Annotated in this window: 1 protein-coding gene; it reads left to right on the top strand. The window is 41.7% G+C overall.

Annotated elements, in window-relative coordinates:
* Positions 1–56: 56 nt before the first annotated feature.
* A partial coding sequence (locus RRF55_RS27435; protein WP_439419222.1) for a hypothetical protein occupies positions 57–276 on the top strand: 220 nt, incomplete at its 3' end.

Below are 276 nucleotides of genomic sequence, written 5' to 3'. Positions count from 1 at the left end.
GTCGGGGCTCGATTCCTCCTCAATCAACTGAATAAATATTTTCTGGAGCAATAGTTATGACCGTTAAATTAAAGGGTATTGTATTACCTCCGACGTTGAACTACCCAAAACTCGATGATTTTAAGTTGTTTGATATTATGGCGCAGGTTCCTGTTACCGCTGGTTTGGTAGGGTCATATTTTTTAGGCTCCCGCAATGCAGACCCAACATATAACTTTGCTAACCCGTCACTGCCTTTAATTCAGCATTTGAGCCCAGACTACAGCGACTCAAAAT

This window comes from Klebsiella sp. K47, assembly GCF_051858335.1.
In the GTDB taxonomy this organism is placed as follows: Bacteria; Pseudomonadota; Gammaproteobacteria; order Enterobacterales; family Enterobacteriaceae; genus Klebsiella; species Klebsiella pneumoniae.
The sequence above is the reverse complement of the archived record's forward strand: the minus strand, read 5'-3'. Positions and strand labels throughout refer to the sequence as shown.